A 26,555-nucleotide genomic window follows, 5' to 3' on the forward strand; every position below is an offset into this window, starting at 1 on the left:
TCTGTCAGGTACGTCCGCGGGCGCTTTCGAGAATCGCTTTCATTTCACGCACGGCGTCTTTCAGGCCGGTAAACACCGCGCGGGCGATGATCGCATGGCCGATATTCAGCTCGTTGATGCCGGAAATGGCCGCGACACGCTCGGTGTTGTGGTAATGCAGGCCATGGCCGGCGTTTACAATCAGGCCTTTTTTACGGGCGTAGGCGACCGCATCCGCCAGCACCCGGAACGCGGCGTCCGCCGCTTGCGGCGTTTCTGCTTCGGCATATTCGCCGGTGTGTAGCTCGATCACCGGCGCACCGCAACGAATGGCGGCGTCTATCTGGGCAGCGTCCGGGTCGATAAACAGCGACACTTCCGCACCGATTCGGGCCAGCCGCTCGCAGGCTTTGGCGACCCGAGCTTCCTGACCCTCCACGTCCAGCCCACCCTCGGTGGTCAGCTCCTCGCGCTTTTCCGGTACCAGACAGACGCATTCGGGGCGAACCTGCTCGGCAAAGGCAAGCATGGCATCGGTCACCGCCATTTCCAGGTTCATCTTGGTCTGCAACACTTCCTTGAGCATCAGTACATCCCGATCCTGGATGTGCCGCCGGTCTTCCCTGGGGTGTATGGTGATACCGTCGGCACCGGCCTCTTCGGCCAGCAGCGCGGCCTGTACCGGATCCGGATAACGGGTCCCCCTGGCCTGCCGCAGGGTGGCCACGTGGTCGATGTTCACACCGAGTAAGACTCTGGGATTCATTGGTTTCTCTCCGTCGGTTCTTTCCGACCGTGGCTGAATAGGGTTCTGCTGTGCAGGGGTTTGCCCTGCAGCAGGTAGTCCACCAGCACCCGCATGACCCGCTTGGCGGTGCGCCGGCACTCCAGTGATACGAAGTCGCCCTCTGCCAGGGCCAGTAATGCATCACCCGGCAGGTTGCGAAGACGCACTTGCTGGCTCGGCACCTGCACGATGCCCTGCTCCGGATCATAACAATAGCGCTGGCCGGGCTCGACCTCTGCACCGGTGTCACGGGCCAGATCCCACGCAAAACTGTAGCCCAGGGCTTCGACAAAGGAGCGTTCGAAACGGCGCAGAACCGGCTCTACATCGTCGTTGCCGGCCAGTTCCGCGAGCACGTCGATGTAGGCAGCAAACAGGGTGGGATGGGGGTCGGCGGCGGGCAGAATCCGTTGCAGCAGTTCGTTGATGTACAAGCCGCTGTACAGCGGCGTGGTGCCCCGCAGCACCGGGCCGCTGCGCACTTCGGTCTGGGTCAGGGTTTTCAGATCGCCGCGCCCGGTCCAGTCCAGCAGCAGGGGCTGGAACGGTTGCAACTGGGCTTTGAGCGGACTGCGGGCGCTGTTGGCACCGCGAGCAATCAGGGACATCCGGCCGGCATTCAGGCTGAACACGTCGACCTGAAGGCTGGTTTCCCGCCAGGGCCGGCGATGAAGAACATACGCCGGTTCCTGTTGCACAGCCGTCGCCATTGGCGGGCTCAGAAGTCGTTCATGCCCAGGCTTTTCAGAGCCCGGTCACTGTCGGCCCAGCCGCGCTTAACCTTCACCCAGAGGCGCAACATGACCTTGCTGTCGAACAACCGCTCCATGTCAGCCCGGGCATCCTGACCAATGCTGCGCAAACGGTCGCCCTTGTCCCCGATCATGATCTTTTTCTGGCCTTCCCGTTCCACCAGAATCAGCGCCGAAATGTGCAGGGTTTTTCCGTCGCGGCGGAACTCTTCAATTTCCACTGCCACCGAGTACGGCAGCTCCGCACCGAGCTGACGGGTAATCTTCTCCCGCACCATTTCCGACGCCATGAACCGCTCGCTGCGATCGGTGATCTGGTCATCCGGGTAAAAATGCACACTCTGCGGCAGATAACTGTAGACGGATTTCTCCAGGGGCTCGAGATTGGTCTCCTTCAGCGCCGACAGCGGAATAATTTCGGCAAACTCCCGCTTCTTCGACAACATGTCCAGATGCGGCAGCAGGGACTCCCGCTTTTCGATCTTGTCCACCTTGTTCACCGCAAGAATCACCGGACACTTCAGAGACGACAGCTTCTCAAGCACCAGCTCATCGGCGGTAGTCCACGTCAGCTGATCCACCACGAACACCACCACATCCACATCGATCAACGCCGAGGTGGCTGCCTTGTTCATATAGCGATTCAGCGCGCGCGGCTCTTCCTCGTGCATGCCTGGAGTATCGACATAGATGGCCTGCACCGACCCCAGGGTCTTGATCCCCAGCACCTGATGCCGGGTGGTTTGTGGCTTTCGCGAGGTAATGCTCAGTTTCTGGCCGAGAATGTGGTTCAGCAGGGTCGACTTGCCGACGTTAGGCCGGCCGACAATGGCCACAAAACCGCAGCGACTGTCCGGATTTTCCGGACGGGTAATATCATTCATCAATCGTTCTCCACGCCCAATTCCTTCAGGGCATTACGGGCGGCCTGCTGCTCGGCAATACGGCGACTGCTGCCAATTCCGGAGGTCTTGCGATCCAGAGACGGCAAAGCGCAGGAAACATGAAACGTCTGGGCATGAGCCTCGCCATCCACCGAGATCACATCGTATCGGGGCAATGGAAACTGACGGGACTGCAGGTATTCCTGAAGGCGTGTTTTCGGATCTTTCTGGGTGTCCTGAAGATCGAGATTTTCAAGGCGCTGCTCAAACCAGCGCAGCACCTGCTGCCGGCAGGTTTCGAAATCGCTGTCCAGATAGATGGCGCCAATGATGGATTCCACCGCGTCCGCGAGGATCGACTCGCGACGGAAGCCACCGCTTTTGAGTTCGCCGGACCCCAGGCGCAGATATTTGCCAAGCTCGAATTCGCGGCCGATTTCCGCCAGGGTCACGCCCTTGACCATGCGAGCGCGCAGGCGGCTTAACTGACCCTCACGGGCTTTCTCGAAATGCAGGTAAAGGTATTCCGCGATGACCATATTGACGATGGAATCCCCCAGGAACTCCAACCGCTCGTTGTTCTGGTTGCCAAAACTGCGGTGAGTCAGCGCCAGCAGCAAACGCTCGGGCGCTTCGAACTGATAACCGATTCGACGCTGTAACTGTTCCAGATCCGGTTGCGAACTCACTGGCCCTGCATCTCGTATTCGTGCTTGAAGTGAATAACGGTGTCCACATTGCGGAACAGGTTGTTGCGCACTTCGTAATCCACCTTGATCAACACCAGCTCGCCATCTTTTTCGACCGTAATATCCTTGGCATCAAAGCCGCGCACGTTGTTTACGCTCAGGCGTTTGTTGATCAGGCCACGAACCTCTGCCGGGCCCATCCGGGAGAGCCCCTCGGTACCGTCAAGGCCTTCAAGAGCCTCCTGAATGGTGATGTCATCCAGGTAGACCGGGCCCAACTTGATCACCAGTGTCAGCAGGCTGCCAAAAAACAGCACCATGACCAGCATTGTCAGTGCCGAAGCACCACCTTGACGCCCCATACAAGACAGGTTGTTGTTCTTCATTCCGACTGCGCTCCTTGAATGGAAACCCGCTTAATCAATTGCACCCACACGATCAAAGGATGGCAGACTGGTGAGTGATTTCCAGTGCATCCAGATGGCAAAGGCTTTCCCTACGATCATTTCGTCCGGCACCGTACCCCAATAACGGCTGTCGTTACTGTTGTCCCGGTTATCCCCCATAACGAAATAGTGTCCCTCAGGCACGGTCCACTCACCCTCACCGGAGCCTGCCGGGCGCCCCAGGGTGAGGAAGATGTCGTGCACGTTCTCGCCCAGCGTTTCGCGGCGAAGTTCCATGGGCGGCAAACGCGCTACAAAGCGGGAGTCCACCTTTTCACCGTTGATGAGCAATTCCTTACCGCGATAGCGCACATGATCGCCGGGCAAGCCCACCACCCGCTTGATGTAATTGGTACGGCCGTCTTCGGGGTAGCGGAACACCACCACATCACCGCGACCGGGATCGTCCACGTCAAGGATCTTGGTGCCGGCCACCGGCAGCCGCAGGCCGTAGGCGTACTTGTTCACCAGAATGAAATCGCCGACTTCGAGGGTGGGCAACATGGACCCGGAAGGAATCTGGAACGGTTCCACCAGAAAGGACCGCAGCACGAGAACGATCGCCAGCACCGGAAAAAAGGAGCGGCTCAGGTCTACCAGATAGGGCTCTTTAGGCGGCTCCGCCGCCTCTGCGGCCTGTTCTTGCCCGGCCTGCGCACCGGCCTCCCGGCGTTGACGCAGAAACAGCGTGTCTGCCAGCCAGATAAGCCCCGTCGCGAACGTCAATACAACCAGAACAAGAGGGAAATCAATATCCATTCAGGTGCCTTTTATTTGTCCACTTTCAGTACGGCAAGGAACGCTTCCTGAGGCACCTCGACATTACCCAGCTGCTTCATGCGTTTTTTACCTTCTTTCTGCTTCTGCAGCAGTTTTTTCTTACGGCTGACGTCACCGCCATAGCACTTGGCAGTCACGTTCTTCCGCAACGCCTTGACCGTCACCCGGGACACCACCTGGTTACCGATGGCTGCCTGAATCGCGATATCAAACATCTGCCGCGGAATCAGCTCTTTCATTTTCTCGACCAGCTGGCGCCCTTTGTAGTGCGCCACATCTTTGTGGACGATCAGCGCCAGGGCATCAATGCGCTCACCGTTGATCAGCACGTCGAGGCGCACCAGATTGGCGGTCTGGAACCGCGTAAAGTGGTAGTCCAGCGACGCAAAACCGCGACTGGCGGATTTGATCCGGTCAAAAAAGTCCATCACCACTTCTGCCATCGGCAGCTCGTAGGTGAGCTGCACCTGGGTCGACATAAAGTGCATGTTCTTCTGCACGCCACGCTTTTCCTCACACAGAGCAATGACGTTACCCAGATGCTCCTGTGGCACCAGGATGCTGGCCTCGACAATGGGCTCACGCATTTCTTCAATAGAGCCAATATCCGGAAGCCGCGATGGGTTGTCTACCGACACGGTCTCACCCTGTCGGGTAACCACTTCATAGATTACCGTGGGCGCGGTGGTGATCAGATCGATGTCGTACTCGCGCTCGAGACGCTCCTGGATGATCTCCATGTGCAGCATGCCCAGGAAACCACAACGGAAGCCGAAGCCCAGCGCATCAGAGTTCTCCGGTTCGAAGAACAGCGAGGCGTCGTTCAGGGTCAGCTTTTCCAGCGCGTCGCGGAAATCGTCGTAGTCATCGGCACTGACCGGGAACAGGCCGGCATAGACCTGCGGCTTGACCTTCTTGAAGCCCGGCAGCATCGGCGTGGTATCGGAAAACTTCTGGTGCACGATGGTGTCGCCCACCGGCGCACCATGAATGTCCTTGATGCCGGCAACCACAAAGCCCACATCGCCCGCTTCGAGAATCTGGGTGTCGGTCGGTTTGGGATTGAAAATACCCACTTTATCGGCGTTCCAGGCCTTGCCGGTAGACTTGATCACGATCTTGTCACCCTTTTTCAGAGTGCCCTCGGTAACCCGCACCAGGGAGACCACGCCCAGATAGTTGTCGAACCAGGAGTCAATAATCAACGCTTGCAGAGGCGCGCTGCGATCGCCTTTGGGCGGCGGTATCCGCTTGATCAGATCTTCCAGCACGTCGTCCACGCCCATGCCACTCTTGGCGCTGCAACGCACGGCATCGGACGCCTCGATACCGATAATGTCTTCAATTTCTGCCGCTACCCGCTCCGGCTCGGCCTGGGGCAGGTCCATCTTGTTGAGAACCGGCACAACCTCCAGCCCCTGCTCCAGCGCGGTGTAGCAGTTGGCCACAGACTGGGCTTCAACGCCCTGCCCCGCGTCCACCACCAGTAATGCGCCCTCACAGGCATAGAGCGAGCGCGACACCTCGTAGGAAAAATCCACGTGGCCCGGCGTATCGATGAAGTTGAGCTTGTATTGTTCGCCATCCTTCGCGGTGTAGTTCAGCGTCACACTCTGAGCCTTGATGGTGATCCCCCGCTCACGCTCCAGATCCATGGAATCCAGGACCTGCTCGGCCATTTCACGATCGGTCAGGCCACCACAGACCTGAATAAAACGGTCAGCAAGGGTGGATTTGCCATGGTCGATGTGGGCAATGATGGAAAAGTTACGGATTCGGCTCAGTTCAGTCACAGACGATGATTACTCATATAAGACGAAGGATTGAGCCCGGAGGGGCCGCTACCGCGATCCGGGAACGGCGTGATTTTACCGGTTAAGAGCCGCCATTGCCATGATCAGGAGATCAGCGGTCGCTCATATTGTCGGATCAGGAAGCCGATGAGGGCATCTTCGTCCAATGGGTAACTGAACAGGTTGCCCTGACACTGGGCACAGCCTGCGGTCTTGAGAAAGCTGAGCTGCTGAGGCGTCTCCACGCCCTCTGCCACCACCGTCAGGTGCAGCTTGCGGGCCAATGCTATAACCGCCGAAGCGACGTCGGTGGCACTGACGTTGTAGGGAATGTCCCGAATGAAGCGATGGTCGATCTTGATCACGTCCAGTGGCAGCTGCTGCAGCGACACCAGCGAGCACGATCCGGTGCCGAAATCATCCAGGATCAGACACACCCCGAGATCGTGGAGCGACACCAGCAGCTCCCGCAGCATTCTCGGGTCCTCATTGAGCAGTTCGGCGGGCATTTCCAGCTCCAGCCGCTCCGGCGCGACGCCGGTTTCGGTGATCACCTGGCGGATCATGTCGAGGAAGCCGGAGTCTGTTAACTGGCAAACCGACAGATTGACGGCCATATTGAGGGACTCGAAACCTGCGCGCTCCAGGGCCTGTACCTGAATACAGGCCTGTCGCAGTGCCAGTTCGCCAAGCCGTATGATCAGACCTGTTTCTTCGGCGAGGCCAATGAACTGCTGGGCGGAAACCAACCCTTTCTCTGGATGGTGCCAGCGCAGGAAGGCCTCAACGCCGATCACCCGCTCGGTCTTCAGATCCACCTTCGGCTGGTAATGCAGAACAAAGCGGTCGCCATCCAGCGCGGTGGCCAGCTCTTCCTGCTGCAACAGCCGCCGGGCGGCCTGGATGTTCATCGCCGGCGTGAAGAACTGGTAGGTATTGCGCCCCATCTCCTTGGCCCGGTACATGGCGAGATCCGCATACTTCATCAGCGTGCCGGAATCCTCACTGTCGTGGGGCACCATGGTGATACCGATACTGACGGTAATGCCCACCTCATGATCGTTCAGGCGAATGCGCTGGCATAGGCGGCGCAGAATGGTCTCCGCCACCTTGCCTGCGGCGTCCGGGCCACTGATCCGCGACAGCAGCACCACAAATTCATCGCCGCCGAGACGGGCAACGGAGTCTTCCTCGCGCACACAACCTGACAGCCACTGCGCCACCTGCTGCAGCAGTTCATCACCGGCATCGTGGCCGAGGGTATCGTTGATGCGCTTGAAGCCGTCCAGATCGAGGAACATGAGTGCCGCTGGCTCGCCGCTGCGGCGGCTTCGGCGCACCACATGGCTGAGCCGGTCCCGGAACAGCTGCCGGTTGGCCAGGCCTGTCAGCGGATCATAGAACGCCAAGCGGTGCAGCTCGGACTGGGCCGCTTTCAGCTGAGTCAGGTCCCGTAGACTCAACACCACACCGTTGACCCCCGGGACGCTCAGCATTGCCGTGTAGGTGCCTTCCATGTCACGCCAGTGCCCCTCAGCATCGCGGATGCGGGCACGGATTACCGGCATCTGCTTGCCCGGCGCATCAACGGCGTCATCAAAACCCGCCATCAACAACGACCAGTCATCCCCATGCACAATGGTTTTGAAATCCAGTGACTGCAGCTTGTTCGGGTCAAAGCCCAGTATGTCCAGGCTGGAGGGGCTGGCGTACAGCGGTTTGCCCTTACGGCTCAATACCAGAGTGACGTTGGCCGCTCCCTCGGTGATGGCCCGGTAACGCCCGGCACTGACCTGCGCCATGATGCGGGAGCGAATCAACGTGAGAACGAACAGGAACATCAGCAGGCTGATCACAATACCACTGCCCAGCACAATGGGTGGCCGCGGATCAGAGGCAAGGAAATCAAAAGCGGGCGTTGAGCGAGTCTGCAGCAGCCAGTTGCGGCCACCGTGACGAATGGTCTGACTCATCTCGAAACTGAAATCGTTGTCCAGTGAGCCGAGATTCGAGCCATACATCAGGCCATCACGGCTCACCCGTTCACCGTCGTAGATACGTACATCCAGAAACGGCGAAATCAACCCAACGATACCGTCGATCAGGTTGTTCATGCGGAACGCACTGAAAACATAACCGGCCAGCATCATTCGGCGTTCGGCACGAATGTCGGGCACCGCCCCACCCTGATAAACCGGGTAATACATCAGGAAGCTGGCCTGATCCTCGGCCACTTCCTCCTGCACCAGAATAACCTTCCCTGTGACGGTTGGCGTCGCATCATCACGGGCCTCCTCCATGGCACGCCGGTGCACGGGATCGCTGAACGCATCGTATCCGAGCGCGCGACGATTGCGCTCGGTGCCGGGCTCCAGATAGACCATGGGGTAGTAATCCGGGCCAGATCCCAGAGGGGTGACCAGATAATTCCGAACGCCCTCGGCCCGCACAGACGAAATATGATCTGCCATCCGCCGAACACCAATACGCTCGACGTAACCGATACCCTGAATGCCGGGGTAGTAACGGTCGATGTCCACTTTATCGACGTATTCACGCCACTGCTCCCGGGACACACTGCCAGCAACCGCAAACAGACCGGCACTGCCGGCCAGTACCTGTTCGTAATTCAGCAGGCGTTCTTCGATGGCGGTTTTCAGCTGCAAGGACTGGGTGCGGAAGCGGGCTTCAGTGCGGTCGTCCACCAACCGGATGGACACCTGCCAGAGCAGAAGGGTGACGGCGATACAACCGGCCAGTAACAGCCAGGCAACCCAGGCGTGTCGGAATTGCAAAAGCGTCCGGAGGGGAAATTCCTTTTTGTTCATCATTCGGGCGGGTCCGATCCTTGGCCAACATTCTTTTTTGGTCGAAGGAGTATATCAAAAGGCCCGGACCCTGTCCTGACCGGACAGGATCCCGGGACCAGACCCGAGACGGGTCAGGGTTTCATGACCAGATAGATGGCGCGTCCCTGGCGCACGATGCGAACGGAGACGGCGCGGTCCGCCGGCAGTTCGTCGATCACCCGGCCGAAGGCGGCCACGGAATCCACCGGCTTGCGGTGAATCTCGGTGATGACATCCTGTGGACGAATACCAGCCTCGCGCGCGGGACCCGGGCCCACCTCGGACACCAGCACACCGGCCTTGAGATCGGTGGAACCCGCGAGCTCTGCCGGCAGGGGTTCAACCCGCAGCCCCAAAGGTGCAGAAGCCGGCCCGTTGGTTGACCCAGACGGCGCGTTGGCGAGCTGCTCACCCGGCTCCGGCAACTTGCCGATTTCCACATCCAGGGTCATTTCCCGACCTTCCCGCAATACCGTCAGCTCAGCGGTGTCTCCCACTGGCGTGCGACCGACCATGGGCGGCAAATCCGATGACAGTTCAACCGGGTCCTCATCATACGCCAACACGATATCCCCCGACTGCAGCCCGGCGGCCTCCGCCGGCGATCCGGACATCACTTCAGCGATCAACGCGCCCCGCGGCCGCTTGAGGCCAAACGACTCGGCCAGGTCACGGTTCACTTCCTGAATCAGCACGCCCAACCAGCCGCGCGCCACCGATCCCTGGTCACGAATCTGGCGGAACACGTTCATCGCGTCATCGATGGGAATGGCAAAGGAAACGCCCATGAAACCGCCGGAGCGGGTATAAATCTGGGAGTTGATACCGATCACTTCGCCGTCGAGATTGAACAGCGGGCCACCGGAGTTGCCCGGATTGATGGCAACGTCGGTCTGGATGAATGGCACGTAGTTCTCGGTCGGCAATGAGCGGCCGAGCGCACTGACAATGCCGGCGGTCACGGTGTAGTCAAACCCGAAAGGCGAACCGATCGCCAAGACCCACTCACCCACTTTCAGGTTTTGCGAGCGCCCCACCTTCACAACCGGAAGGTCGTCGCCGTCCTCGATTTTCAACACCGCCATGTCGGATCGGGGGTCGGTGCCTACCAGTCTGGCCGGCAGTTCCCGGCGGTCGCTGAGGCGCACGACAATTTCATCTGCGCCTTCAATTACGTGGTTGTTGGTGAGGACATAGCCGTCGCTGGACACAATGAACCCCGACCCCATGGAGCGGCGAGGTTCGGAGCGCCCCGGGCTGTTACCAAAAGGTGACTGGGGACCCCGGAAAAAATCCTGGAAAAACTCCGGCAACTGCTCGAACTGGCGTTCATCAAAAGGCAGTCCCGGATAAGCGCCACCCGAGCCCCGCGTCGGCGCACTCGTGGTACTGATGTTGACCACGGCGCCGGAATTGTCCTCCACCAGTTCGGTAAAATCGGGAAGGCTGCGGGCCTGTGCCGACTGAGACCACAGCAGCGACATGACCAGGCTTAACACGAGTGCCAGGGCGGTGAGAGCACTGGCACCACTCCACATCGGCATTGCACGCTCTTTACTTCTTGTTAACATCTAACGACCCCCTGCTTATCAGAACGTTACCGTCATTTTGTGGTCACACCAACGATTTTCAACTTAAAAAACAGTAGGATTGGCCGGCGCCTCCAGCACGGTGGCGGACACAATCCGGGTCATGCGGGGCTCATATTGATCCGCTGACCTGCGCTGGGCACGCCGCGCCAGTAAAAAACCGGCGCCAAGGCCCACCCCCGCACCCACCATGGCGATGAGATCCTCACCGCCAGACAGCTGATGCCCGATCATGGCGCCGGCCACCATCAACAACAAGGGCATGGCGTAAACCAGAAGCGACGCCCTCAGCAACGCGGTCTCCTCGATGGCGAGCGTGACATCATCACCGACCTGCGCATTGAGGCGATTCAACACCCGGATCTGGTTAGCCCGGCCACCGGTCGCGCTGGCCAGAACGCGCTGACCACAACCCTGTCGGGCCGAGCAACTCTGGCAGGCGCTGTTGCGAATGGTTTGCACCCAGACCCGGTCACCATCAACCCCCACCACTTTTCCCGATTCGCTAATCATCGTTCTGCTGTCTCAAAGGCCAGGGCATCATCAATCTCCACCGATTCCGCCACGCGTTTTGCGGTAGTCGGAGGCACCTCACCCACCACCGTCACCATGAACGGCTGATCACCAGCCTGAAGCTGGTTGATATAGACGGTGGTCGCGCCGATCCTGGAGGCGCCGGTGGGCATGGAAATACGTCCTGCGGGCTCCACAAATACCGAAAATGCCGCCAGACCGTCGGAAAACGCCACCGCCTGCCCCTTGCCGGAGCGGGGGGCCGCCGCTGCAATGAAACCTTCGGGTTGCCAGCGCAGCACCCAACCGTCCATTCTGGGCGCCGGCGAAGTCACCGGTTCTTTTGCCAGATCCCGCTCGATTTCGAGCCCTCGGGTTTGCACCTCCAGCTCAGAATCAAGAATATTTTTGGTGATTTCCAGGCTGGTGAACTGGAAGTGCTCCAGCACATCGTCATGAACTGACCGCACATGACTCTTGACCAGCAGGCCACTGGATTTCTCAAGCCAGAGGCGATGACTATAACGATGCTCGTCGCGGGCTTTCAGGCCAATCTTCACCACGTCATAGCCCGCCACACGGTCTTCGCCAATCAGCTCGGGAGTGTACCAGCGGATGACCGGCGTCACCTGACTGGAAAATGCGTCCGCAAAGGGCCCGGAAGGAATCACCTGATCCAGCTGAACACGGCCCTGATCGGGCAGCACACACACCACCCGCATGCCTTTGCGCACAATCTCACCGCTGCCCCCGTCCTGCAGCACCAGGCGCTCTTCCACCATGCCATCACGGTACCGGTGCGCAATCTGAAGCGAACTGACCTGGTCGCCGCGGGCGTAAACAAACACCCCGCGGTACGACGTCATGTTCAGGGCCGGCCCCAGGCGTTCCAGCCATTGCTCGGCCGTCCGGGGCTCAGCGTCTGCGAGTTCTTCGGCCTGCACGACGGCCGAAAAACACACCACCACCAGAACCAAAGGGCGGAAGCTGATACCTCCGAAACACCGGAAAACAGACTGCCAGCTCAACATCAATCAATGCACTCCTGAATACTCACTAGTAGGCCGTTGCGGAGGCACTCGCCAATCGCGCATATCCGACCGAGCCACGCCCGGCGCCGACACTGTTGTGCTGGGCATGCTCGAGCAGATAGCGGCTCAGATGCTCCCATTGCTCCTCGTCAAGACCCTGCAGCGCGACTTCCTGCACAGGGTCGGCAGGCGCGCTGTCAGACACCGTTGTTCCGGCACTGGCAAACCCGGCAACCTCACGGTCCGGCACGGAGGATTCCCAGCCAGCGCCCGCGCCAAACCCGACAATCAGAGCGAGACTGACCATCGCCACCGCCGGCCAACGCCAGCGCCGGGAAACCGAATCAGTGCGCGTGTTGGATTCCGCGACCTCGTCCCGCCGGCCGGCCAGAGTTCGCCTGACGCCGGCACTGACATCAACCGTATCGGTGGGCACATGCCCCAGGTGCATGAGATCCCGTACCTGTTGCCAGCGTTGCCACTGGGCGCGGACATCGCTCTGTTCATCATGGGACAACAAACGCCGAACCGACAGCTCATCAGCTTCGTCATCCATCATGGCAGAGAGTGTTTCTTTGAGACGATCATCCATCGGATGCAACCTCATTCACGTCAGGGAATTATTGAGTAATGGGCCCAGCTGCTTGTCAACAGCGTCCCGGGCTCGGAATATCCGCGACCGCACAGTACCTATCGGGCATTCCAGAATTCGTGCAATGTCCTCATAACTCAGGCCATCATATTCTCTGAGCAGGAAAGCCGAGCGGAGTTCCTCCGGCAAACCCGAGATGGCCCGCCCCAGCGCCTGCTGCAACTGCTCCCGTTGCAGCAGCTTCTCCGGTGAGGCGTTATCCCGCAGGCGTGAACCATCCTCGTAGTTTTCTGCTTCGGCGGAATCGGCACTACCCTGGGGGCGGCGGCCCCGGGATTCCAGAAAATTCTTCGCCGTGTTGACCGCGATCCGGTAAAGCCAGGTGTAAAAGGCGCTGTCACCGCGGAAGCGGTCGATGGCGCGGAACGCTTTCACGAAGGTTTCCTGGGTCAGGTCCAGCACTTCCTGGCTGTCGTAAACATACCGGCTGATGATCGATGCCACCCGTGACTGATATTTGACCACGAGCAGGTCAAAGGCAGAGCGATCGCCGTGGCGTACTTTGCGTACGAGCTGGAGGTCGGTCTGACTGTCGGGCGTATCGCCGTTTTGCTGATCAGTATCCGGAGTCATGGACGGGGTGCCGGGGCGCTCTTTGTGGATGGCCAACTGGCCTGCCTGCCTGGAATTGGTTTGCGTCATGGTGCTGTCCGGCGTCCGCTCAGTGAACGGGCATAAGCCCTGCAGGGGCAAGCCCTCGTCAGGGCAAATAGACAGCAAGCGTAAAGTTTAGTTCAATACACGTCCACATTATGGCCCGCGATAACGACCCAATGCCACAGTCTCACGAATTCGATGTTCTGATCATCGGCAGCGGCGCTGCCGGCCTGACGGTTGCACTCAATCTGCCGGAGCACCTCAGTGTCTGCGTAGTCAGCAAGGCCGACATCAGCAGTGGTGCTACCCTTTGGGCACAGGGCGGCATTGCCGCGGTGCTCGACGACGAGGATTCCCTGGAAAACCACATCCGGGACACGCTGGACGCCGGCGCCGGACTGTGCCACGAAGACGCGGTGAGATTCACCGTCGAAAATGGCAAGAAAAGCATCAACTGGCTGATCGATTCCGGGGTCGATTTCACCCGCGACGAACACGCCCAATACCATCTGACCCGGGAGGGCGGTCACAGCCACCGGCGCATCATTCACGCCGCGGATGCAACCGGCCACGCGGTGTCCACCACACTGGCGGCCCAGGCCCAGGCGAAAGCCAACATTACTCTGTTTTCCGGTCGCGTGGCGGTGGATCTCATCACCAACCGCAAACTCTCATTGCCGGGCAATCGTTGCGTGGGCGCCTACATTCTGAATCTGACAGACAACCACGTGGAGCTGGTGCGCGCGCGGTTTACGGTAGTCGCTACCGGGGGCGCCAGCAAGGCCTATCGCTACACCACGAACCCTGACGGCGCTTCCGGCGATGGCATTGCCATGGCGTGGCGGGCCGGGTGCCGGGTCGCCAACATGGAATTCAACCAGTTCCATCCGACCTGTCTGTATCATCCCCATGCCAAGTCGTTCCTGATCACCGAGGCCGTGCGGGGTGAAGGCGGGGTTCTGAGGCTGCCCGACGGCACCCGCTTCATGGACCGATTCGACAAACGCGGCGAGTTGGCGCCGCGGGACATCGTGGCCCGCGCCATTGACCATGAAATGAAACGCCTCGGTGCAGACCACCTGTACCTGGACATCAGCCACAAACCCGCCGACTTCATCAAGCATCACTTTCCGACCATCTTTGAGAAGTGCCTGGAATTCGGCATTGATGTCACCCGCGAACCGATTCCCGTGGTACCGGCGGCACACTACACCTGTGGCGGCATCGTCAGTGACGAACGCGCCCGCACCGACATCAATCAGTTATATGCGGTCGGAGAAGCGGCATTCACCGGCCTGCACGGCGCCAATCGCATGGCCAGCAACTCCCTGCTGGAATGCCTGGTATACGGCCAGGCAGCCGCCGCGGACATTGCCCGCCGCGAAGCTGACATTCCACCTCCGCCCCCCGTGCCGGACTGGGACGAAAGTCAGGTGCGGGATTCTGACGAAGACGTGGTAATCTCCCACAACTGGGACGAACTGCGCCATTTCATGTGGGATTACGTAGGTATCGTGCGTACCACCAAGCGCTTGCAGCGGGCCAAACACCGGGTGGATCTGCTGTCGCGGGAGATTGGCGAGTTCTACAGCAACTACCGGGTCACCAATGACCTCCTTGAGCTCCGCAACCTGGTGACGGTATCGGACCTGATCATCTGCTCCGCCCTCCAGCGTAGTGAGAGCCGTGGGCTTCATTACACACTGGACTTCCCCGGATTGCAGAATGAGCCCCAGGACACGGTGCTGTTCCCCACAACCTACAGAACACCATCACCCTGACACAGCCGATCCGTGTCACAATCGCCGACTGAAACGAGAAGCCGAATGTCTGAAAACACCGAGTACAAACGCCTGTGGTGGCATAGCCGCCGGGGAATGCTGGAACTGGATGTACTGTTGGTTCCTTTCGTGGAGGAGGTCTATCGCGATTTACCCGCGGACGATCAGGCTCGCTATGAAAAGCTGCTGACTTGCGAAGACACCGACATGTTCGAGTGGTTCATGCAACGCAGCCGTCCTGAAGACCCGGATCTTCAGCGCATCGTGGATATGATCGTCAATCGTGTCCAGCCGGATTGACCTGCACCTCCGGCCCGAAAGTGCCAGCCCCTGGTTCTCACGGATCTTGTGCGCCTGCAATGCGGTCACCCGGCTGAAGGTCGAACAGGGTCAGTTATATGCCGGCGTCCGGGCCGGAGAGCCAAAGCCGGTGTCCGTTGCCAATGAAAGTCGCATCGGCAGGCACCTCACCCTCTTGAAAATTCGTAGTCGGGACGCCAGATCCCAGTCACATCTGGTGGTTCTGGTCGACTTTGGCCCCCATTTCCGCAATGTCGCCAGTGACGAATTCCGTCGCCTGCGGATGTGGCTACGGCTGGGCCAGACCAGACGTACACCCGCCAGCACCACCTGAACCGGGAGTGTTTTATGACAGACTCAACCAGCCAGGTCGCGAGTCAGCCGCTGCCAGCCTCGGCCTGGGCCGTTGCGGACGATCAACGACTGATCCGCATCTCCGGCCCCGGCACGGACAAGTTCCTGCAGGGACAGTTCAGCCAGAATCTGGCGGACGTCACCGCGACCTTCTCTCCCCGGGCCGCCGCCTGCACCCCGAAAGGTCGGGCCTACTGCCTGACCAGACTGGTGCGCGATGGCGACGACGTCCTGATGGCAGTACCGGACGTTCTCGTCGACACCATCAGTGCCCAGCTGCGCAAGTATCTGATGCTGTTCCGTGGCACCGAGATGCGGGTGCTCGACGACGCCCGCATCCTTGGCATTATGGGGCACGGGCTCGCCGAGCAGCTCTGCCCGGACCGGATCAGCGAGCTGGACCAACCTGGTGCCAGCCTGACGCTTGATGCCGAGCACCTGATCCGCACCGAGGACACCGCCGAAGGGCTGCTACGTTACGAGCTCTGGCAGCCGGCTGACCCTGCCATTGCCCAGCTGTCCACCGAGCAGCAGACTTCGCCTGTCAACTGGCGCGCCGCTGAAATTGCCGCCGGCATCGCCACGTTGACCCCGGACACTCTGGAAACCTATGTTCCGCAAATGCTCAACTGGCAACACGTGGGCGGCGTTCACTTCAAGAAGGGCTGTTACACCGGGCAGGAGGTTATTGCCCGCATGCACTTTCTCGGTCAGTTGAAAAAAAGCCTGTTCCGTTTTTCAGCTGAAGGCCTGGAAACCCCACCCGCGCCCGGAACGGCTGTCCTTGCTGACGGCAAGTCGGTGGGCGAAGTGATCAGCAGCGTAGTTCTTGCAGACGACTCCGCGCAATGTCTTGCGGTGATTCGCCACGATGCCGCCGAGGGGTCTCTTCACCTTGAATCCACCTCGGGGCCCTCCCTGCGCCGTCTCGGACTGCCCTACCCGGTGCCGGAGCAGAACGCCGCAAACAAATCAGATACATAAGTTGACAGGCAAGCGGTCGGGTTTTTGCTATAAGGTACTTCATATATCTGACTATTTTCGTGCCCGCCCGGCCTCCGGACGGACAGCTGGATTCCAAACGACGGACCTCAACTGACCATGTCGAATATTGTTGAAACCATCAAGAATGATCTGATCAGTGCGATCGACAACGACAAGCTGGTGCTTCCCACGCTGCCGGAAGTTGCCCTACAGGTGCGGGAGATCGCCGAGTCCGAGGACTCGGCGATTATGGATCTGGTCAAAGTGATCAGCAACGATACCGCACTCTCTGCCCGCATCATTCGCGTGTGCAACAGCCCCCTGTTCCGCGGGAGCCGAGCTATTGAGAATCTCAATATGGCGGTGAGCCGGCTGGGCATGGCCTACACCAGCAACCTGGCCATGGGGCTGGCGATGGAGCAGATGTTCCAGGCCACCTCCGACATGATCGACAAGCGCCTGCGGGCCACCTGGCAGACCAGCACAGAAGTGGCTGGTGTGTGCCACGTGCTCGCCCAGCATTACACCCGGTTGAAACCCGATCAGGCCACGCTCGCCGGGCTGGTTCACCTGATCGGCGTGTTACCGATCCTGCGCTATGTGGAAGATCAGGACATTCAGATCAGCAGCATCATGCTGGACAACGTGGTGGATGAGCTGCACCCACGCCTGGGTGCGGCAATCCTGAAGAAGTGGGATTTCCCGAAGGAGCTCCAGAACGTACCGCTGGAGTACGCCAGTTTCCAGCGTGAAGTTCCGGCTGCGGATTTCGCTGACCTGGTGATGGTGGCCAACCTGCAACTGGTGGCCGGCTCGGCGCATCCGTGGACGGAGATGGATTGGCATACCGTGACGGCATTCGGGCGGCTGGGTATTGATCCGGACACCAACATGAATGAGGAAGAGGATCTGAACGCTCAGATGGAAGCGGCTATGGCGTTGCTTCAGTAACTTTTCGGAGTGGGCTTATAGCGCCCGAATAACTCAGACCGGGTTGGAAGTGACCAATCTACAGGCTCCAGCCCCTCTTGCCTGAGCCAGTCATTGGCGCGAGAAAAATGCTTACAACCGAAAAACCCCCGGTAAGCGCTCAGCGGTGACGGGTGCGAGCCTTCCAGAACATGATGACGGCTACGGTCAATGTGCTGGCCCTTCTTTTTGGCGTAGCTGCCCCAGAGCAAAAACACCACCCCCTGCCGTTCCCGGTTGACGGTTTCAATCACCCTGTCGGTAAACGTTTCCCAGCCTTTGCCCTGATGGGCACCGGCCTGCCCCTGCACCACGGTCAGTACGCTGTTGAGCAGCAACACGCCTTGCTCTGCCCAGGGTTGCAGGCAGCCATGGTCCGGCGGCTCGATGCCCAGGTCCTCGCGAATTTCCTTGAAGATATTCACCAGTGACGGCGGCGGCGGGACGTCCGGGCGGACGGAGAAACACAGGCCGTGAGCCTGACCGGGGCCGTGGTAGGGGTCCTGCCCCAGGATCACGACGCGGACCTGGTCCAGCGGTGTGCTGTTCAGGGCATTAAAACAGTGGTGGCTGGCCGGGAACAGGGTTTTACCGGCCTGTTCCTCGGCGGCCAGGAAATCCGCCAGCGCCTGCATATAGGGCTGGCGGAACTCCGCTTCGAGATGCTCGCTCCAGCCGCGGTCGGGCCTGAGCTGACTGGCCAGCACCTCAACCAGGGCCATGGATCAGCCCTCGTCTTTGCGGGCGTCTGCCTTGTGTTCCGGACGCATGGCCGGGAACAGGATGACGTCGCGAATGGACTGAGAATTGGTCAGCAGCATCGCCAGGCGGTCAATGCCGATGCCTTCACCGGCGGTGGGCGGCAGGCCGTACTCCAGCGCCATGACGTAGTCTTCGTCGTAAAACATGGCCTCGTCGTCGCCGGCGTCTTTCTCGGCCACCTGGGCCTGGAAGCGTTCGGCCTGATCTTCGGCGTCGTTCAGCTCCGAGAAGCCGTTGGCGATCTCGCGTCCACCGACAAAGAATTCAAAACGCTCGGTAACGAACAGATCGTTATCCTTGCAGCGGGCCAGTGGCGACACTTCTTTCGGGTAGTCGGTAATAAAGGTTGGCTGTACCAGACGATGCTCCGCCGTGGCTTCGAAGATCTCGATCTGCACCTTGCCCAGGCCCCAGCCATTCTTGATGTGAATGCCCAGGTCTTTCGCTACCTGGCGCGCACCTGCTTCATCTGCGATCTGTTCCGCCGTCACGTCCGGGTTGTGACGCAGGATGGCATCAACCACGGTCAGGCGCTCGAACGGCTTGCCGAAATCGTACTCGACGGCCTCTTCTTCGCCGTCCTTGAGGGTGCGGGTGTTCACCACGGTGGTGGTACCCAGCACTTTCTGGGCGATGGTCCGCAACATATCCTCGGTCAGGTCCATCAGGTCGTTGTAGTCTGCGTACGCCTGATAGAACTCCACCATGGTGAATTCCGGGTTGTGACGGGTGGAAAGCCCTTCATTACGGAAGTTGCGGTTGATCTCGAACACCCGCTCAAAACCACCCACCACCAGGCGCTTGAGGAACAGCTCCGGCGCGATCCGCAGGTACATGTCGATGCCCAGGGCGTTGTGATGGGTCACGAAGGGTCTTGCCGTCGCGCCACCGGGGATCACCTGCAACATCGGTGTTTCCACTTCCATGAAATCCCGTTCGGTGAAGTACTGGCGCATCACGCTGATGATCTTCGAGCGCGCGTAAAACACCCGGCGGCTGTCCTCGTTGACCATCAGATCGACGTAGCGATGGCGGTAACGGGCTTCGGTATCGGTCAGGCCCTTGTGCTTTTCCGGCAACGGCCGCAGGGATTTGGTAAGCAGGGTGTACTCGTCCATGCTCACATACAGATCGCCCTTTCCGGATTTGCACAGAATACCGCGCACGCCAACAATATCGCCCAGATCCCAGTGTTTGGTGTCTTTCTGGACCTCTTTCGGCGCGTAGATCTGAATGCGGCCGGTCATGTCCTGAACCACCTTGAACGCTTTGCGATCGAGCATCATGCGGCCGGCAATGGCCACGGTGATGCCGAGGGACTCAAGCTCTTCCTTGCTTTTGTCACCGTATTTGGCCTGCAGCTCGGCAGCGGTGGCGTCGCGACGGAAGTCATTGGGGAAGGCATTGCCCTGCTCGCGCATCTCTGACAGCTTGGCGCGACGCTCGGCAATGAGCTTGTTGTCCTCGTGCAGTGCGTTCTGGGTTTGTTCAGTCATGTTGGCTCACTAAAAATCGCGAATTGTCCGGGTTAGCGTGGCGAAGGCGCCAGGTTACAGCGCCATCTTCAGGCTGGCTTCGATGAACTTGTCGATATCACCATCCAGCACCGACTGGGTATTGCTGGTCTCCACCTTGGTGCGCAAGTCCTTGATGCGGCTGTCGTCCAGCACGTAGGAACGAATCTGGCTGCCCCATCCGATATCGGCCTTGGCGTCCTCGGCTTTCTGTTTCTCCGCATTGCGCTCCTGCATCTCGCGCTCAAACAGCTTGGCTTTCAGCTGCTTCATGGCCTGGTCTTTGTTCTGGTGCTGGCTTCGGCCAGCCTGACAGGCCACCACGATACCCGTGGGGTTGTGGGTCAGCCGCACGGCGGACTCGGTCCGGTTGACGTGCTGACCGCCGGCGCCGGAGGCCCGGTAAACATCCACCCGCAGGTCAGACGGGTTGATTTCGATTACGAAGCTGTCGTCCACTTCCGGCGATACAAAGACCGATGAGAACGAGGTGTGGCGGCGGTTGCCGGAATCGAATGGAGACTTCCGTACCAGACGGTGAACACCGGTCTCGGTCCGCAGCCAGCCGTAGGCATAGTCGCCCTGAATGTGGACCGTGGCGCTCTTGATACCGGCCACTTCCCCTTCCTGTAATTCGACAATTTCAGCCTTGAATCCGCGACGCTCTGCCCAGCGCAGGTACATGCGCAGCAGCATGTTGCCCCAGTCCTGGGCTTCGGTGCCGCCGGAGCCGGCCTGGATGTCCAGGTAGGCGTTGTTGGCGTCCATCTCGCCGGAGAACATGCGGCGGAACTCGAGCTTTTCCAGTTCCTTGTCGAGGCCTTCCAGGTCGGCTTCAATTTCCGCCACGGTGCCCTCGTCCTCTTCCTCGGCGGCAATCTCCAGCAGCCCATCGGCGTCTTCGAGACCGGAGGTGAGGTTGTCGATGGTGCGCACAATCAGCTCAAGGTCCGAACGCTCCTTGCCCAGGGCCTGGGCGCGCTCGGGATCGTCCCACACCTTGGGCATTTCCAGTTCCCGTTCTACTTCGACCAGTCGTTCACTGCGCTGATCGTAGTCAAAGATACCCCCTGAGCGCTTCAGTGCGCTCACGAAGGTCTTTAATCTTCGTCACAATGGGATTAATTTCCATGAAACCCTTACTCGCTCTTGAAAATGGAGAGTAAAATCAGAGGCGGAATTCTACCGGAATTCTGTGGGTAAATCAGCAGGTCAGCGGTTCCAGATAATCTACCAGCAGCTGCAGGTTGGTTCGACCTCTGAACGTATTCGAGTCCGGCTTATAAACCACTCTGGCCCCGGTTCTGGTGTAGTCCGGCACTTCGGGACCAGTATTAAAGGCGATGGCATCGACGATGCCGTTGCCGTCCACGGGCTGGAGCACCAGTTTCAGGTGGTTTTCACCCACGATGCGCTGGCTGACCACACGGAATTCGCCATCGAACAGTGGCTCCGGGAAATGTTGTCCCCAGGGGCCCGCACGCTTGAGCAGGGTGGCGGTGTCGAGGTTCAGCTCCTGGCTGGTCAACGGACCGTCGGTGACGATGGTGGCTTCCAGGTCTTCCGCGGTAAGGGTATCCCGTACGGCTTTGTCGAAGGCTTCGCAGAAGGTATCCAGGTCTGCCCGGGCCAGCGTCATGCCAGCGGCCATGGCGTGGCCACCGAATTTTTTCATCAGGCCGGGATGCCTGGCATCCACCACCGCGAGTGCGTCACGGATATGCAGTCCGGGGATGGAGCGGGCCGAGCCTTTAATGTCTTTACCGTTGTCATCGGCAGCAAACGCTACCGTCGGGCGATGGGTCTGTTCGCGGATGCGGGCGGCGAGAATACCGATCACGCCCTGATGCCAGTCGGGATCAAACAGCGCCAGGCCCCAGGGCAGGCCCTCCAGATCCAGGGACATGGAGGCCAGCAGATCCTGGGCCTGAGCTTTCATGTCCTTCTCGATGGTGCGGCGTTCGCGGTTAAAGCTGTCCAGTTCTGCCGCCAGACGGCGCGCCTCATCCGGGCTGTCGGCCAGCAGGCAGGCAATGCCGATGCTCATGTCGTCCAATCGGCCGGCGGCGTTGAGGCGCGGCCCCACCACGAATCCCAGGTCGGTAGAGCTGATGGCCGTGTGATCGCGCCCCGCTACTTCCAGCAGTGCCAGAATACCGGGGCGGGCTTCGCCCTGACGTATGCGGCGCAGCCCCTGCTCAACAAAAATACGGTTGTTGTGATCCAGCGGCACTACGTCGGCCACGGTCCCCAACGCCACCAGATCCAGCAGTGTACCGAGGTTAGGCTGCGGTTCCGGCAACCTGCCCTGCTCTCGCAGGTGCTTGCGCAGGGCAGTCAGCACATAGAACATCACGCCAACGCCGGCGGCATGTTTGCTGAGGAACGGGCAGCCCGGCTGGTTGGGGTTCACGATGGCGTCTGCCTCCGGCAGCGTGTCGCCCGCCAGGTGGTGATCAGTAACCACCACACGAATGCCAAGCTCTTTCGCCGCGCGAACACCTTCCACGGCGGCAATGCCGTTATCCACCGTCACCATCAGATCGGGCAGTTCGCCTTCGTCCTGCAGACGATGGATGATGCCCGGCGTCAGACCGTAGCCGTCGGAGAACCGGCTCGGCACGCGGAAATCAATGCTTTTCAGGCCAAGCATCGACAGCCCGAGCATGGCGACCGCGGTGCTGGTGGCACCGTCCGCGTCGAAATCGCCCAGAATCATGACCCGTTGCTGGCCGGCAATGGCTTGCGCCAGCAGTTCGACCGCGCGATCAATACCACGCAACGCCAGCGGCGAAGCCAGGTGCTTCAAGGTGTAGCTGAGCTGATCGTCAGAGATGACGCCCCGAGCAGCGTAGAGCCGGCGAAGCAGCGGAGGCAGGTTTTGCCCCCAGCCGTTAAGAAGCTCAGGCTGGGGGCGACGCAGGATCTTTTTGGGGGTCATACCGGGTCAGGTATTCTTCCAGTTCTTGGCGATGAATTCCTGAACACCCGCGATGTTGTTGTCCAACACCGTGTAGCGCTCTTCCCGCTCGAACAGGTCCGCCATGTGGGCCGGCAATTCGGGCGTCACGCTCAGTCCGGATTCGGCAATGGCATCCGGGAACTTGGCCGGATGTGCGGTGCCGAGGGTGATCATCGGCACGGCCTGGTCACGGCGACAGTTGCGCGCTGCGCGCACACCGATGGCGGTGTGAGGGTCAAGCAGGTATTCGTTGCGATCAAAGATCTCGCGAATGGTATCGCAAGTGGCCTTGTCGTCCACCGCATCACTGTCAAACAGCTTGCGGGCATGACGCCAGCGATAGTCTTCGATGCTGACCGGGCCCTTGGTGGCGTTCTCCAGCAACAGCTTGACAGCAGCGCCATCGCGGCCGTGCAGATCGAAAAGCAGGCGCTCGAAATTGCTCGACACCATGATGTCCATGCTCGGCGACAGGGTTTGCTCAAGCTGGTGCTGCTCGTATTTGTTGCCACTCATGAAGCGATGAAGAATGTCATTGCGGTTGGTGGCGATCACCAGCTGGGAAATCGGCAGCCCCATTTTCCTGGCGAGATAGCCGGCAAAAATGTCACCGAAATTGCCTGTCGGAACCGAGAACGCCATGCTGCGATCTGGCCCACCCAGCGCCAGTGACGCCTGAAAGTAATAGACGATCTGGGCCATGATCCGCGCCCAGTTGATGGAGTTCACCGCCGCCAACTGGGTCTTGCCACCGAGGAACGACTGGTTGCCGAAGCTCTCTTTGACCATGCGCTGGCAGTCGTCAAAATTGCCGCGCACCGCGATGTTATGGATGTTGTCACCCTTGACCGTGGTCATCTGGCGACGCTGCACCTCGGACACCCGCTCGTGGGGGTGAAGAATGAAGATGTCTACGTGTTCACAACGACGGCAGCCCTCGATCGCGGCGGAGCCGGTGTCGCCGGACGTCGCCCCCATGATGACCACGTGTTGCTGGCGCTTTTCCAGCACGTAGTCCAGCAGACGACCCAGCAGCTGCAGCGCAAAATCCTTGAACGCCAGGGTCGGGCCGCGGAACAGTTCCATAACCCATTCGTTGCTGTCGAGCTGAACCAGCGGCGCCACTGCCTGATGGGCAAACACGCTGTAGGTTTCGTCCAGCATCGTGCGGAAATCATCGGCGGGGATGGCGTCGTCCACAAACGGGTACATGACATTGAACGCCAGTTCGCTGTAGGACAAGCCACGCCAGCTGCGAATTTCTTCCAGACTGAAATGCGGCAGCGACTCCGGCACATACAGGCCGCCATCGGTCGCCAGCCCCGTCAGCAGAACCTCTTCAAAGCCCAGTGCGGGTGCTTCGCCCCGTGTACTGATGTATCTCACGTGCGTACCTGTCAGTTAAAGTTTTCAGCGCGGATGCGTACCACCTGACCGTCGATGTCGGTCAGTGCTTCCAGTTCCTCAATGGCGCGGTTGATCTGCCGCTCCTGAACCGTATGAGTCAGGATAATGACCGGGATGCGGCCGTCTTTCAGCTCCGACTCTTTCTGCATGATCGATTCGATGTTGATGCCATGCTCGCTCAGGATGGACGCCACCTTGGCCAGCACACCGGGACGATCCAGCGCGGTGATACGCAGGTAGTAGGCAGACTGCACGTCTTCCATGGACAGCACGTCAAGATTTTCCAGCGCTGACGGATCGAAGCCGAGATACGGCACCCGCTGGCTGCTCTGGGCAGCCACGGTACGGGCCACATCAACAATATCGGCAATCACCGCGGACGCGGTAGCCTCGTCGCCGGCGCCCGGCCCGTAGTACATGGTCTGGCCGACAGCATCGCCGTCCACCAGTACCGCGTTGAGAACGCCGTCTACCTGAGCGATCAGGTGGCTTCGCGGCACCAGAGTGGGATGGACCCGCAACTCGATGCCATCGTCACGACGCCGGGCGATGCCCAGGTGCTTGATGCGATAGCCCAGCAGTTCAGCATGGGCAATATCGTAGGGTGTGATCTGTGAGATCCCCTCAGTGTAAGCTTTCTCGAACTGCAGCGGCACGCCGAAACCTGCTGACGCCAGAATGGTCAGCTTGTGTGCAGCGTCGATGCCTTCCACATCGAAGGTGGGGTCTGCCTCGGCGTAGCCCAGGTCCTGGGCCTCCTTCAGCACCTCGGCGAATTCGCGGCCGGCGCGCATTTCGGTGAGGATGTAGTTGCCGGTGCCATTGATAATCCCGGCGATCCAGTCAATACGGTTGGCGGCCATGCCCTCGCGCACCGCCTTGATCACCGGGATGCCACCGGCCACACCGGCTTCGTAGGCGACAATAACACCTGCTTTCTCGGCGGCGTCGAATATCTCGTTACCGTGCACCGCGATCAGTGCCTTGTTGGCCGTCACCACGTGCTTACCGTTGCGAATGGCGGCAAGCACCAGTTCGCGAGCGGTTTCATACCCACCAATCAGCTCCACCACGACGTCAATGGCGGGATCGTTGACCACGTCAAAAATGTCGGTACTGAACGGCGTGTCGCCCAGATCGATATCATCACGACGGGTTCGACTGGCAACCCGGCTGATCCGGATGTTGCAGCCGGCCCGGCCGGCAATGAGCGTGGCATTGCGGGTCAGCACGTTGAACGTACCGCCGCCGACGGTTCCCAATCCGCAGATTCCGACACTGACGTCTTTCAAACTTTCACCTCTGGTCCCGCTTGGGGGTGCTGATGGGTTTTCTTGGGCTTGTTTCAAGGGGCGATAGTATACCGGTTAAGAGCACACTGAATAAGCCCCGAATTACAGGAGACCGAGGCCCTCGGCCAGTTGCTTCGCCGGAACGTAACCACGCACCATGTTACCGTCCTCCAGGACGATGGCCGGGGTGCCGGTGACACCTACCTGGCCGCCGAGATTATACTGCTCACGCACCGGGTTGTCGCAGCTGGCGCCCTCAATCCTCTTGCCCGCCTTGGCGTCGTCCATGGCTCCCCGCTGATCCTGATTGCACCATACCGAGACGTATTTGTTGAACGATGAGGTGTTGGGACCGGAACGCGGAAAACCATAGTAGTGCACGGTGATACCATAGCGGTTCAGCTCCGGCACCTCGTCGTGCATTTTCCGGCAGTAGGGGCAGTCGATATCGGTGAACACGGCAATTTCCGCTTTTTCCTCGCCGTCCGCAGGAAAGCTGATCAAGCCCTTGTTGCCGAACGCCGCCATCTGCTTTTTGCGCTGATCGGCGCGATTCCGTTCGGACACGTTGGCGATGCCGCTCTCGGTAATCTGCAGAAGATCACCGGTCAGCAGGTAGCCACCGTCTTTGGTGGTGTAAATGGTGTCACCGTTGTTGCTCTCGACTTCGTACAGACCCGGCGCCTCAGACTCGCGCACTTCCGAAATGCGGAGGCCCGGAACGGCCTTGGTCAGCCGTTCCGCAATGGCATCCTCGGTTTCACCGGCAGTGGCAGCGGGCACGCCAATCAGACCGGCCATCAGCAACAGAATGGACAGTGTGGATTTGATCAGATTTCTGGCAAACATAGGGACTTCCGCTCTCAGTTAACAAATGCACCCGGCCAAC

Annotated in this window: 25 protein-coding genes; 5 read left to right on the forward strand and 20 right to left on the reverse strand. The window is 59.8% G+C overall.

The window, feature by feature from the left end; translation table 11 throughout:
- Positions 1-4 precede the first annotated feature (4 nt).
- The 13 genes from pdxJ to rpoE all read right to left on the reverse strand — a co-directional run bounded on the left by pdxJ (position 5) and on the right by rpoE (position 13,386).
- Complete coding sequence (gene pdxJ, locus R0125_RS14345; protein WP_317238636.1) at positions 5-745, reverse strand: pyridoxine 5'-phosphate synthase; 741 nt, start codon at positions 743-745, stop codon at positions 5-7.
- Positions 742-1,476, reverse strand: a complete 735-nt coding sequence (recO, locus tag R0125_RS14350) for a DNA repair protein RecO (protein WP_317238637.1) — start codon at positions 1,474-1,476, stop codon at positions 742-744. The genes pdxJ and recO overlap by 4 nt, the downstream gene beginning before the upstream one ends.
- Positions 1,477-1,484: 8 nt before the next feature.
- Positions 1,485-2,402 carry a GTPase Era gene (gene era / locus R0125_RS14355; RefSeq protein WP_317238638.1) on the reverse strand — a complete coding sequence of 306 codons (918 nt, stop codon included), beginning with the start codon at positions 2,400-2,402 and terminating at the stop codon, positions 1,485-1,487.
- On the reverse strand, positions 2,402-3,091 hold the full coding sequence (gene rnc, locus R0125_RS14360; protein WP_248182469.1) for a ribonuclease III: 690 nt from the start codon (positions 3,089-3,091) through the stop codon (positions 2,402-2,404). The genes era and rnc overlap by 1 nt, the downstream gene beginning before the upstream one ends.
- Positions 3,088-3,477 (reverse strand): DUF4845 domain-containing protein, encoded by a 390-nt coding sequence (locus R0125_RS14365; RefSeq protein ID WP_248182467.1) that lies wholly within the window; start codon positions 3,475-3,477, stop codon positions 3,088-3,090. Before R0125_RS14365 ends, rnc begins: the two co-directional genes overlap by 4 nt.
- A 30-nt stretch (positions 3,478-3,507) precedes the next feature.
- Complete coding sequence (lepB, locus tag R0125_RS14370; protein WP_317238639.1) at positions 3,508-4,296, reverse strand: signal peptidase I; 789 nt, start codon at positions 4,294-4,296, stop codon at positions 3,508-3,510.
- An 11-nt stretch (positions 4,297-4,307) separates the two neighbouring features.
- Positions 4,308-6,110 carry a translation elongation factor 4 gene (gene lepA / locus R0125_RS14375; protein WP_248182463.1) on the reverse strand — a complete coding sequence of 601 codons (1,803 nt, stop codon included), beginning with the start codon at positions 6,108-6,110 and terminating at the stop codon, positions 4,308-4,310.
- A 104-nt stretch (positions 6,111-6,214) separates the two neighbouring features.
- Entirely contained in the window at positions 6,215-8,941 is a 2,727-nt protein-coding gene (locus R0125_RS14380) for an EAL domain-containing protein (RefSeq protein WP_317238640.1), read from the reverse strand.
- A gap of 110 nt (positions 8,942-9,051) precedes the next feature.
- A complete protein-coding gene (locus R0125_RS14385; RefSeq protein WP_317238726.1) occupies positions 9,052-10,503 on the reverse strand; it encodes a DegQ family serine endoprotease in 1,452 nt (483 codons plus the stop codon).
- Positions 10,504-10,593: 90 nt separating this feature from the next.
- Positions 10,594-11,061, reverse strand: coding sequence for a SoxR reducing system RseC family protein (locus tag R0125_RS14390; protein WP_317238641.1), 468 nt, complete (start codon positions 11,059-11,061; stop codon positions 10,594-10,596).
- Positions 11,058-12,092 (reverse strand): MucB/RseB C-terminal domain-containing protein, encoded by a 1,035-nt coding sequence (locus R0125_RS14395; RefSeq protein WP_317238642.1) that lies wholly within the window; start codon positions 12,090-12,092, stop codon positions 11,058-11,060. Before R0125_RS14395 ends, R0125_RS14390 begins: the two co-directional genes overlap by 4 nt.
- Positions 12,093-12,117: 25 nt before the next feature.
- On the reverse strand, positions 12,118-12,684 hold the full coding sequence (locus tag R0125_RS14400) for a sigma-E factor negative regulatory protein (protein WP_317238643.1): 567 nt from the start codon (positions 12,682-12,684) through the stop codon (positions 12,118-12,120).
- Positions 12,685-12,699: 15 nt separating this feature from the next.
- Positions 12,700-13,386 (reverse strand): RNA polymerase sigma factor RpoE, encoded by a 687-nt coding sequence (gene rpoE, locus R0125_RS14405; RefSeq protein WP_282448356.1) that lies wholly within the window; start codon positions 13,384-13,386, stop codon positions 12,700-12,702.
- Between the two features lie 131 nt (positions 13,387-13,517).
- Between rpoE and nadB the strand changes: the two genes are divergently transcribed.
- The 5 genes from nadB (at position 13,518) to R0125_RS14430 (ending at position 17,711) form a co-directional block, all read left to right on the forward strand.
- Entirely contained in the window at positions 13,518-15,122 is a 1,605-nt protein-coding gene (gene nadB / locus R0125_RS14410; RefSeq protein WP_248182457.1) for an L-aspartate oxidase, read from the forward strand.
- 45 nt (positions 15,123-15,167) lie between these two features.
- A complete protein-coding gene (locus R0125_RS14415) occupies positions 15,168-15,422 on the forward strand; it encodes a succinate dehydrogenase assembly factor 2 (RefSeq protein ID WP_248182456.1) in 255 nt (84 codons plus the stop codon).
- Positions 15,406-15,756, forward strand: a complete 351-nt coding sequence (locus R0125_RS14420; protein ID WP_317238644.1) for a hypothetical protein — start codon at positions 15,406-15,408, stop codon at positions 15,754-15,756. Before R0125_RS14415 ends, R0125_RS14420 begins: the two co-directional genes overlap by 17 nt.
- A 14-nt stretch (positions 15,757-15,770) precedes the next feature.
- Positions 15,771-16,760 carry a folate-binding protein gene (locus R0125_RS14425; RefSeq protein ID WP_317238645.1) on the forward strand — a complete coding sequence of 330 codons (990 nt, stop codon included), beginning with the start codon at positions 15,771-15,773 and terminating at the stop codon, positions 16,758-16,760.
- 117 nt (positions 16,761-16,877) lie between these two features.
- Positions 16,878-17,711, forward strand: a complete 834-nt coding sequence (locus R0125_RS14430) for an HDOD domain-containing protein (protein WP_248182452.1) — start codon at positions 16,878-16,880, stop codon at positions 17,709-17,711.
- Here the strand turns inward: R0125_RS14430 and ung are convergent.
- The 7 genes from ung to R0125_RS14465 all read right to left on the reverse strand — a co-directional run bounded on the left by ung (position 17,705) and on the right by R0125_RS14465 (position 26,515).
- Positions 17,705-18,451, reverse strand: a complete 747-nt coding sequence (ung, locus tag R0125_RS14435) for a uracil-DNA glycosylase (protein ID WP_317238646.1) — start codon at positions 18,449-18,451, stop codon at positions 17,705-17,707. The two genes, R0125_RS14430 and ung, sit on opposite strands and share 7 nt — an antisense overlap.
- Before the next feature lie 3 nt (positions 18,452-18,454).
- Positions 18,455-19,987: a lysine--tRNA ligase gene (lysS, locus tag R0125_RS14440; protein ID WP_317238647.1), complete on the reverse strand. Its 1,533-nt coding sequence runs from the start codon at positions 19,985-19,987 to the stop codon at positions 18,455-18,457.
- Positions 19,988-20,041: 54 nt separating this feature from the next.
- Positions 20,042-21,137, reverse strand: a protein-coding gene (prfB, locus tag R0125_RS14445) for a peptide chain release factor 2 (protein ID WP_248182449.1) whose coding sequence is annotated in 2 segments (ribosomal slippage) — positions 20,042-21,064 and positions 21,066-21,137 — 1,095 coding nt in all. Because the reading frame shifts where the segments join, the coding sequence is not laid out codon by codon here.
- A 72-nt stretch (positions 21,138-21,209) separates the two neighbouring features.
- Positions 21,210-22,946 (reverse strand): single-stranded-DNA-specific exonuclease RecJ, encoded by a 1,737-nt coding sequence (gene recJ / locus R0125_RS14450; RefSeq protein ID WP_317238648.1) that lies wholly within the window; start codon positions 22,944-22,946, stop codon positions 21,210-21,212.
- A 6-nt stretch (positions 22,947-22,952) separates the two neighbouring features.
- On the reverse strand, positions 22,953-24,353 hold the full coding sequence (gene thrC, locus R0125_RS14455; RefSeq protein ID WP_248182447.1) for a threonine synthase: 1,401 nt from the start codon (positions 24,351-24,353) through the stop codon (positions 22,953-22,955).
- Positions 24,354-24,364: 11 nt separating this feature from the next.
- Positions 24,365-25,666: a homoserine dehydrogenase gene (locus tag R0125_RS14460; RefSeq protein ID WP_248182446.1), complete on the reverse strand. Its 1,302-nt coding sequence runs from the start codon at positions 25,664-25,666 to the stop codon at positions 24,365-24,367.
- A gap of 102 nt (positions 25,667-25,768) precedes the next feature.
- Positions 25,769-26,515 carry a DsbC family protein gene (locus R0125_RS14465; RefSeq protein WP_317238649.1) on the reverse strand — a complete coding sequence of 249 codons (747 nt, stop codon included), beginning with the start codon at positions 26,513-26,515 and terminating at the stop codon, positions 25,769-25,771.
- Positions 26,516-26,555 lie beyond the last annotated feature (40 nt).

This window comes from Marinobacter sp. M-5, assembly GCF_032911545.1.
Classification (GTDB): domain Bacteria; phylum Pseudomonadota; class Gammaproteobacteria; order Pseudomonadales; family Oleiphilaceae; genus Marinobacter; species Marinobacter goseongensis.

Excerpts from the sequence above, each read along its gene's own strand:
- recJ (WP_317238648.1), bottom strand. The coding sequence starts at position 22,946 with ATGACCCCCAAAAAGATCCTGCGTCGCCCCCAGCCTGAGCTTCTTAAC.
- nadB (WP_248182457.1), top strand. The coding sequence starts at position 13,518 with ATGCCACAGTCTCACGAATTCGATGTTCTGATCATCGGCAGCGGCGCT.
- R0125_RS14430 (WP_248182452.1), top strand. The coding sequence starts at position 16,878 with ATGTCGAATATTGTTGAAACCATCAAGAATGATCTGATCAGTGCGATC.
- R0125_RS14380 (WP_317238640.1), bottom strand. The coding sequence starts at position 8,941 with ATGATGAACAAAAAGGAATTTCCCCTCCGGACGCTTTTGCAATTCCGA.
- rpoE (WP_282448356.1), bottom strand. The coding sequence starts at position 13,386 with ATGACGCAAACCAATTCCAGGCAGGCAGGCCAGTTGGCCATCCACAAA.
- pdxJ (WP_317238636.1), bottom strand. The coding sequence starts at position 745 with ATGAATCCCAGAGTCTTACTCGGTGTGAACATCGACCACGTGGCCACC.
- R0125_RS14400 (WP_317238643.1), bottom strand. The coding sequence starts at position 12,684 with ATGGATGATCGTCTCAAAGAAACACTCTCTGCCATGATGGATGACGAA.
- R0125_RS14390 (WP_317238641.1), bottom strand. The coding sequence starts at position 11,061 with ATGATTAGCGAATCGGGAAAAGTGGTGGGGGTTGATGGTGACCGGGTC.
- lepB (WP_317238639.1), bottom strand. The coding sequence starts at position 4,296 with ATGGATATTGATTTCCCTCTTGTTCTGGTTGTATTGACGTTCGCGACG.
- lysS (WP_317238647.1), bottom strand. The coding sequence starts at position 19,987 with ATGACTGAACAAACCCAGAACGCACTGCACGAGGACAACAAGCTCATT.
- recO (WP_317238637.1), bottom strand. The coding sequence starts at position 1,476 with ATGGCGACGGCTGTGCAACAGGAACCGGCGTATGTTCTTCATCGCCGG.
- R0125_RS14395 (WP_317238642.1), bottom strand. The coding sequence starts at position 12,092 with ATGTTGAGCTGGCAGTCTGTTTTCCGGTGTTTCGGAGGTATCAGCTTC.
- R0125_RS14465 (WP_317238649.1), bottom strand. The coding sequence starts at position 26,515 with ATGTTTGCCAGAAATCTGATCAAATCCACACTGTCCATTCTGTTGCTG.
- ung (WP_317238646.1), bottom strand. The coding sequence starts at position 18,451 with ATGGCCCTGGTTGAGGTGCTGGCCAGTCAGCTCAGGCCCGACCGCGGC.
- R0125_RS14415 (WP_248182456.1), top strand. The coding sequence starts at position 15,168 with ATGTCTGAAAACACCGAGTACAAACGCCTGTGGTGGCATAGCCGCCGG.
- era (WP_317238638.1), bottom strand. The coding sequence starts at position 2,402 with ATGAATGATATTACCCGTCCGGAAAATCCGGACAGTCGCTGCGGTTTT.
- R0125_RS14425 (WP_317238645.1), top strand. The coding sequence starts at position 15,771 with ATGACAGACTCAACCAGCCAGGTCGCGAGTCAGCCGCTGCCAGCCTCG.
- R0125_RS14385 (WP_317238726.1), bottom strand. The coding sequence starts at position 10,503 with ATGCCGATGTGGAGTGGTGCCAGTGCTCTCACCGCCCTGGCACTCGTG.
- R0125_RS14365 (WP_248182467.1), bottom strand. The coding sequence starts at position 3,477 with ATGAAGAACAACAACCTGTCTTGTATGGGGCGTCAAGGTGGTGCTTCG.